This is a genomic window from Planococcus sp. CAU13, assembly GCF_000775575.1.
In the GTDB taxonomy this organism is placed as follows: domain Bacteria; phylum Bacillota; class Bacilli; order Bacillales_A; family Planococcaceae; genus Planococcus.
In genome coordinates this window covers 1-7,955 of record NZ_JRGN01000051.1, presented here as the reverse complement: position 1 = coordinate 7,955, position 7,955 = coordinate 1, and the positions used below count along the sequence as shown (strand labels likewise).

General features: G+C 50.3%; 5 protein-coding genes and 1 pseudogene. 5 read left to right on the top strand and 1 reads right to left on the bottom strand.

Annotated elements, in window-relative coordinates; translation table 11 throughout:
• The 5 genes and pseudogenes from KW93_RS17365 to KW93_RS02205 form a co-directional block, all read left to right on the top strand.
• Positions 1-387: pseudogene (locus KW93_RS17365) on the top strand (hypothetical protein); the annotation flags it as partial.
• Positions 388-405: 18 nt separating this feature from the next.
• Entirely contained in the window at positions 406-1,398 is a 993-nt protein-coding gene (locus tag KW93_RS02220; protein WP_033541330.1) for an AAA family ATPase, read from the top strand.
• Entirely contained in the window at positions 1,395-2,255 is an 861-nt protein-coding gene (locus tag KW93_RS02215; protein WP_033541329.1) for a DUF58 domain-containing protein, read from the top strand. Before KW93_RS02220 ends, KW93_RS02215 begins: the two co-directional genes overlap by 4 nt.
• A gap of 11 nt (positions 2,256-2,266) precedes the next feature.
• A complete protein-coding gene (locus KW93_RS02210) occupies positions 2,267-3,997 on the top strand; it encodes a vWA domain-containing protein (protein WP_033541328.1) in 1,731 nt (576 codons plus the stop codon).
• Positions 3,981-6,566 (top strand): VWA domain-containing protein, encoded by a 2,586-nt coding sequence (locus KW93_RS02205; RefSeq protein ID WP_033541327.1) that lies wholly within the window; start codon positions 3,981-3,983, stop codon positions 6,564-6,566. Before KW93_RS02210 ends, KW93_RS02205 begins: the two co-directional genes overlap by 17 nt.
• Before the next feature lie 54 nt (positions 6,567-6,620).
• Here KW93_RS02205 and KW93_RS02200 read toward each other — a convergent pair whose 3' ends face one another.
• Positions 6,621-7,832, bottom strand: coding sequence for an MFS transporter (locus tag KW93_RS02200; RefSeq protein ID WP_033541326.1), 1,212 nt, complete (start codon positions 7,830-7,832; stop codon positions 6,621-6,623).
• Between the last annotated feature and the right edge of the window lie 123 nt (positions 7,833-7,955).

The following is a 7,955-nucleotide window of genomic DNA, read 5'->3' as shown; positions in this document are numbered from 1 at the left end:
GAAGGAGAAGGCGAAGGACAGGGTGAAGGAGAGTCAGAAAATCCTGCCGCGGGTGAAGGCCAGGGACAGGGAAGCGGTCAGGGCAGTGAAGGTGCTGCATCCGGTGGCGGAGCCGGGAGCGGTCAAGGCAGCCGCGAGATGCTGAGCATACCGTCCAGAATCGGCGGCACCGGAAAAACAACGGTTGATGGCGGAGAACTGTCTGAAGGTGAAGAGGGTTCGTTTGAAGAAGGGCCGGTAAATGCGGAGCGCGGTTCTGTACGTCCGTACCGGGAAGTAGTGGGAGATTACAGCGATTCCTATTTTTCCAGCGCCGATCGGATGAAACTTCCACCGGATCTTCGAAATATTGTACAGCAGTATTTTTCTTCTATAGAAAGCGAATAAGCGAAAGTGGGGAGAGCGATGGCAGTCACAGCAGAACAGTTTACGGAAATGAGCACCAAACTGCAGCAGGTGAGGGAAGAAATCAGCCGTTTTATCGTCGGCCAGGAAGAAGCAGTCGAATTTTCTCTGTACGCAATCCTTTCTGATGGCCATGCGCTGCTCGAAGGTTTGCCGGGGCTCGGCAAAACAATGCTGATCCGGACAATAGCGGAAGTGCTGGATCTGTCCTTTTCAAGGATTCAATTTACACCGGATCTCATGCCTTCGGATATCACAGGAACCAGCCTGATTGAAAGAGATCATGAAGGCAGACAGCAGTTTACATTCCGGGAAGGGCCGATTTTCAGCCAGATGGTATTGGCAGATGAAATCAACAGGGCTACACCGAAAACGCAAAGTGCGCTGCTCGAGGCGATGGGTGAAAAAACGGTCACTGTGCTGGGCGATACCAAAACGATGGCGCGACCTTTCTTTGTTCTGGCGACGCAGAATCCGATAGAGATGGAAGGAACGTATCCTTTGCCTGAAGCACAGATGGACCGATTTATCTGCAAAATAAAAATCCCATCCCCTTCCCGTACTGAGATGGCGGAGATTGTCAGACGGACAACCGGCAGCCAGGATATTCAGCTGAGCAAAAAAATGGATGCGGCAGAATTGGTGGCAGCGCAGCAGCTAGCCAAAGAGGTGCTGATTGCCGACGATATTCTGATGGTCGCGGTCGACATTATTCAGAATACGGATCCGGGACAGACCGACATTGAAGACATTAGACGGTTCGTTCAATACGGCAGCGGTCCACGTGGGCTGCAAAGTCTGATTCGGACAGCGAAAGCCCGGGCACTTGCTAATGGCCGCTACCATGTTTCAATCGGTGATTTGAAGTACGTCGCAAAACCGGTGTTGAGGCACCGCCTGCTGCTGGGTTATGAAGGCGAAGCGGAAGGTGCAGTCATTGATGATTTGATCGGCCTCGTGCTCGATGCCTCCGGAAGAGGGAATGCGAGATGAATTTACTCCAGCTGCCTGAAGATTGGCTTGCCCGCCTGAGCCGTTATTCAATCGGCACCAGATCAAAAGTGAGAGGGCATCACAAAGGATCCAGCCTCTCCCGGCGCTTTGGTTCATCGATGGACTTTTCGGATTTTCGCGAGTACCATCCCGGTGACGACGTTCGGCATATAGACTGGAATGTATACGCACGAACAGAACGCGTTTACATCAAAAGATTTTTGGATGAACAGGAAATGCGTGTACATATCATGGTGGATGCATCCAAATCTATGGAAGGCAAATGGCTGTTCGCCAGACAGCTGGCTTATTCACTCGGCTCCATTGTTTTGATGAATGACGATAAGCTGTCGGTTTCGGTGGGACAGGGAAGCCAGCCTCCGTTCAGGAGAAAAGGTAAATCCGCACAAAAACTGTTTGCCCATTTTTTTGCCTCTCTTTCAAAAGCTGGAGAACAGGGATTTGCACAACGGGCCGATTTCCAGCCTGCAAAAGATTCAACGGTGTTATTCGTTTTGTCGGACGCATTGGAGCCGCTGGATGACTGGCAGCTCTTTTTCAGCAGAGCCGCCAGATATTCAAAAGATATCCGCTTCCTGCATATTTCCGAACAGCAGGAACGGGAGCCCCGTTTTACGGGAGATCTCCGCTTGATTGACCGGGAAAGTGCGGATGCGTTCAATGTGACGATGACGGCCCAGACGATGCGGGAATACAGCCGGCAGCATCAGGAACATCTCGCCGGGCTCCAGACTTTATGCAGCCGGTACGGCGTTCACTATTTACCGGTCCATGCGGAGGACGGGGTTCAGCAAATACTTCTGCATCAAATGGCTAAACAAAAATGGATCCAGTGAGGTGATGGGAAATGGGTATAACAAATTGGGGGCTGGCTTGGACAATTATTATGCCCATCGCCCTCGTTCTTTATTATTTCTACAGAAAAAAATACCGGGACCAGCCAGTTTCTTCTATTCTATATTGGCGCCAGCTGATGAAAGAGATGCAGGCTTCTCCTTACTTGAAAAAACTGCAGCACCATCTATTGTTTTATCTGCAGCTGGCTGCGCTTCTGTTGCTGGTTCTGGCGCTGCTGGGGCCGTATGTAAAGTCGGAAAGCCTTGACGGCGGCGAATTCATATTCATCATCGACACTTCTGCTTCCATGCTCGCCGGCACACCCAGCCAGCTGGAGCAGCAGAAAGAAGAGATGAAAGAGCTGGCGGCAAAGGCGCAAGGGAAGCCTGTAACCATCATCAATGCAGGTGCCACACCGGAAATTCTGGCCAGCAAAGAAGTTTCTGAAAGAAATCTGCAGCAGGCAATAGATGATATTACGGCAACTTATGAATCTCCCCAAATAGAGAAGACGATATTGTTTGCTGAAACGCTGACAGAAGATGAAGCGGCTGTCATCCATATTTTCACTGACGCACTCGACCGCAGCGTCGTCTCCGGTAAAACCGGTGCGGCATACGTCATTCATGCCAACAATACACCGCTCGCTAATGTGTCAATTCGGCAGTTCGGGGTAGCTGAGGGCGAAACAGGCTACCGTGCCATCGTCCAGCTGGTCAATGACAGCGAAGCTGCAGTGGAGGGAACGCTTAACGTATCCGCTGAAGATTTCGAAACAAGCGCAGCGATAGCATTGGAACCGGGTGAGGAACAGCTGGTCCCGTTCGAAAACCTGCCGGACAGTGAATTATGGCAGGCAGCGCTGAATGTGGACGATGACTATGCACTGGACAACCGCGCATTTTCATACATCAGCCTTCCTGCCGACACGGTCATACTGGACAATTCACTGCACGGCCTCGTGGCAAGAGGGCTGGAATCGCTCGGTCTCCGGGTAAATGCGGCATCCCCGGAACAGCTCGGTGAATTTACAGGATTTCCGCTGATCACCAGCCAAACTGATTTCATCGGCGGGGATGCGCCGGTTTTATTGATCGGCAGAAACGATGAAACCACTTTTGAAGTAACAGGAAGGGTCGAGACTGTGGACCATCCGTTATTTGCCTATGCACCGATGGACAATGTCTATATCGCGGAATTATATCCGGGGTTTGAAGATTTCACGACGCTCGCCACTGTCGATGAACAGCCCTTCATCCAGCTGTCACCCGAAGGGGATATTGTCGTACTGACAGATATCCAGGCAACCGACTGGCCATTGAGCCCCTCTTTTCCTTTATTTCTTTGGAGCGCCATCCATGAAATGACCGGAAGTGAGGCATATTTGGGGACATTCCATCCCAATGAACAACGTGCCGTCACGCTGACTTCAGCCAAAGGCGAATGGGAAATATTCAAAGAGGATGAATATCAGTTTTCATACATCGAAGGGCAAAGCAGTTTTCGGGCGCCCGCTGAACCGGGAATTTACCGCGCAATCAGCGGTGAAGAAACGAAACACTTTATTGTCCAGCTGAGCAATGAAGAAAAAACTGTGGCAGCCGGGCAGAATTTTTCAGCCGGCAAAGCCATCGCCACAGAAATGTCGACTGAGCACTCTGTAATCCCCTGGCTGCTGTTGGTGATTTTGCTGCTGATGCTGGCTGAATGGGAGGTGTACCGCCGTGGAACTTCGCTTTGATGAACCACTATGGATGCTGCTGCTGATTCCGGCGGGCATATATTTGCTGCTGTCAGCACGGAGACGATTGAAGACAGCATCAACACTTTTTCGCACGCTGTTCACTCTCAGGATCCTGAGCGTGTTTCTTCTGATTGCTGCTCTGGCTTTACCGGAAATCCACCGGCCAGTCGATGAAGAGCAGATCATTTTCCTGTGGGACCGGTCAGCTTCGATGGCGCAGGCGGAAAACAGTATTGAACAGCAGCTGGCGCAGGCAATGGGCGGCAGTGAAAATCACCAGTCTGCCGGTGTCTTCACATTTGCTGAAGATTTCCAGTCGCTGTTGCCGCTGTCAGCCCAAAGGGAAATGCTGCCTGCTGATTTTCCTGATAATGACCAAAACCATACCGACATCGGACAGGCACTCGAACTCGCTGCCAACAGTGGTGATAAGGATCTGGCAACACGGATAGTGCTGCTGAGCGATGGCAATGAAACCCGGTCATCCGCACTGGAAAGTATGGACCGGATCATGGGTGACAGACTCACTGTCGATGTGCTGCCCATTGAACCACCTGCGGGCAATGAAGTTGCGTTGACCGAATTCCGGACGCCCCCACAGGCTTTTTCAGGTGAACAACTGGATTTTTCGTTGATCATTGAAGCTGATCAGAAGAGTCAAGGAGAAATTGTTTTTTCGGTCAACGATACAGAAATCGATCGGATTCCTGCGGATCTTGAAGCAGGACGCAATATCCTGAGCTACAGCTATACTGCAGAAAATGAAGGGCTGCTGAAATTTGACGCGGCCATTGAAGCAGAAAAAGACGGCTTTCTTCAGAACAACAGGCTGACGAGTCTGACGGAAGTGGAAGGGCCTCCTGAAATCCTGATTGTAAGCGGGGAAGGGCAAAGCCCTGTCGCAGGTTTAGTGGACAGTGACAACCTGCGTGTGAAGGAAGTTTCTCCTTCCGGTTTGCCGAGTAATTTATCTTCGATCCTGGCTTACGATACCATCATTTTTGATAATGTTCCCGGCACCCAGGTCGGGGAACAGACAATGACGGTCATCGAGCAGGCGGTCAAGGAATTCGGCATGGGATTCATGATGGTGGGCGGCGACCAGAGTTTTGGGCTCGGCGGATATTTTAAGACGCCGATTGAACAGCTTCTGCCGGTGGAAATGGAAGTGAAAGGAGAGCATGAATTGCCGTCGCTCGGGCTTGTAATCGTCATGGACCGTTCAGGAAGCATGGAGGGACAGAAATTGGAGCTCGCCAAAGAAGCGGCTGCCCGGTCCGTCGAATTGCTGCGTGAAGATGACTTTGTCGGAGTCATCGCCTTTGACGACAGACCATGGGAAATCGTCCCGACTCAGAAATTGCAGGACCCCGAACAGACAGTCGAAGATATTCTCTCGGTCGCTCCAGGCGGCGGGACCGAAATTTATACGTCGCTTTCGGAAGCATATGGCCAATTGTCGGAACTCGACCTGCAGCGCAGGCATATTATTCTGCTGACGGATGGCCAGTCGGGCACGCAGAATGATTATGATCAGTTAATCGAAGGCGGAGCAGAGAATAATATTACACTTTCAACAGTGGCGGTCGGACAGGACGCGGACCGGTCATTGCTGGAAACTCTCGCTGAAAACGGCAACGGCCGTTTTTATGACGTCGTGGATGCATCCACCATTCCGGCGATCCTGTCGCGTGAAACGATCATGATGTCACGGACCTATATCGTCGATGAACCATTTTATCCGCTGGTCTACGAAAGTGCATGGAGCCCGCTTTTTGAAGACGGGGTTCCTCAGATGAACAGTTATATCGCAACAACGGTCAAAGACACGGCCAAGGTCATCGCTGAAAGTGACCAGGAGGATCCCGTACTTGCCGAGTGGAATTACGGCCTCGGCAAAACGGTGGCTTTCACTTCCGGCAGCGGTGCCTGGAGCGGAGAGTTTCAGAGCTGGAGCAATTGGCAGGCGTTCTGGAACCGGAGTGTCTCTCAATTATTGCCGGCTTTTACGGAAGCGCCATTTTCGATAAATCGGAAACAGCAGGGAGTCTATACAATAGAAGATCCTTCCCAATCTTCCGCAATCCTGAATGCCGTGGTCATCAATGAAAGAGGGGAAGAACTTCCTGTGCAGACAGAACCGGCAGGACCGGGTGTCATCGACGTCCATTTGGATGAAGAACCGGGACTGGTGTTTTTCAGCGTATCCAATGAAACAGGGGCAGCTTACCGGACAGGCCTCACCATTCCCTACGGTGAAGAATACAGGAGTGAAACTGCGGACACGCAGCTTTTGGCAGCGATTGCTGAGAGAGGCGGCGGCCAGGTTCTGGAAACGGTAAATGATGCTTTCAGGGACATTCCTTATCACAGCAGCTCCATGCAGGACATTCGGATTCCGTTGATTTTGCTCGCGATGCTGCTGTTCTTCGCTGATATTACGATTCGCAGATTCGGTCTCCGGATGCCGTCATTCACAAGAGAAACACAGGTTCAGAAGAACCAAAACATTGGCGGCTCAGGCATCGAACAATTGCTGAAAGCGAAACAAAAATATAAACAATAAAAAACCTGTCCGCATTGGACAGGTTTTTTCGATACTTAAATTTATTAACCAGAGTCAGCCCTTGCCCGCCGGTGCAACCGTCCGCGTTTCCTGCAGGAGCTGCTGTTTTCTCGCTGACCAGCCGGAAGCGATCATGAAACAGATCATCAGGATGGCTGTTCCCGCAATATAAGGGAAAATCATATTGATGTCGAACAGAATACCCGCAAGTGCAGGTCCGATCATATTGCCTAGGCTCATATAGGCATTGTTCATGCCTGCAGCATAACCCTGCTGATCGCCCGCCAGTTTCGATATCAATGTATTGATGGCCGGGCGCAGGAGAGACGCTGCAGTGAAGAACACTGATGATACGAGAAGAATTGTCCAGAATGTATCGACGAACAGGATGCCGATCATGGCAGCTGCCGACACCAGAAGATTTACCAGAATCACTTTCATCTCACCGTAGCGTTTGAAAAGTTTATCAATGACAAATGTCTGAATGATGACTCCGACAAAACCACCGGCGGTAATCAGGATCGAAATTTCTTTCGGTGTGAAACCATGTTCCTTGTCAACATATAAAGCGATAGTCGACTGGAAATTCGATAAACCGAAAGCAAAGATGAACATGACGATCAGCATGACGAAATAGGGCATATAAATGGAACGCTTCATCTGCTGGAGCAGATTTTCCTTTTTATTTTCCAGCTGCTGTACGGTTGGCGGCACATCGGGCAAAGCAATATGAGACATGATGGCAGCTAGAATTGCCACGAGTGCAGCGATATAGAATGGAAACTGCAGACTGACTTCTGCCAGAAAACCTCCAAAACCGGGTCCGATCATAAATCCGAGTGACATGGAGGCTCCAAGCCATCCCATTCCTTTGCCGCGTTCTTCATAAGTTGTGATGTCAGCGACAAAAGCCATCATTGGCGGAATAAGAAAAGCGGCTCCAAGGCCACTGAAGAACCGGGCTACATATAGAATCCATAGTTCGTTTGCAAGCCCGAAAGCGAGTTGTGATAAACCGAAAACAATCAATCCGATTATAATCAGTTTTTTTCTGCCGTATTTGTCGGAAAGCTGTCCGGAAATCGGGGAGAACAGGAATTGTGCAAGTGCGAAGGTGGCGATCAGAGTTCCAAGCACCTGGCCGGCGACTCCGAATGTATCGAGATAAGCGGGCATGATGGGAATAATCAGACCGATGCCGCTCATGGCAATGAACATGTTGAACATAAGGATGTATAATGCGAATTTGTTAGACTTGGATGCCATGCGGTGTCCTTCTTTCATTATTTACTTCGTGTGGCTAAATTTTAGCATACCAGGTTTAGTAACTATACCCCTTTTCAATAAAAAATAACAAATAATGAGCCTGGCATATTATTTTGCCAGACT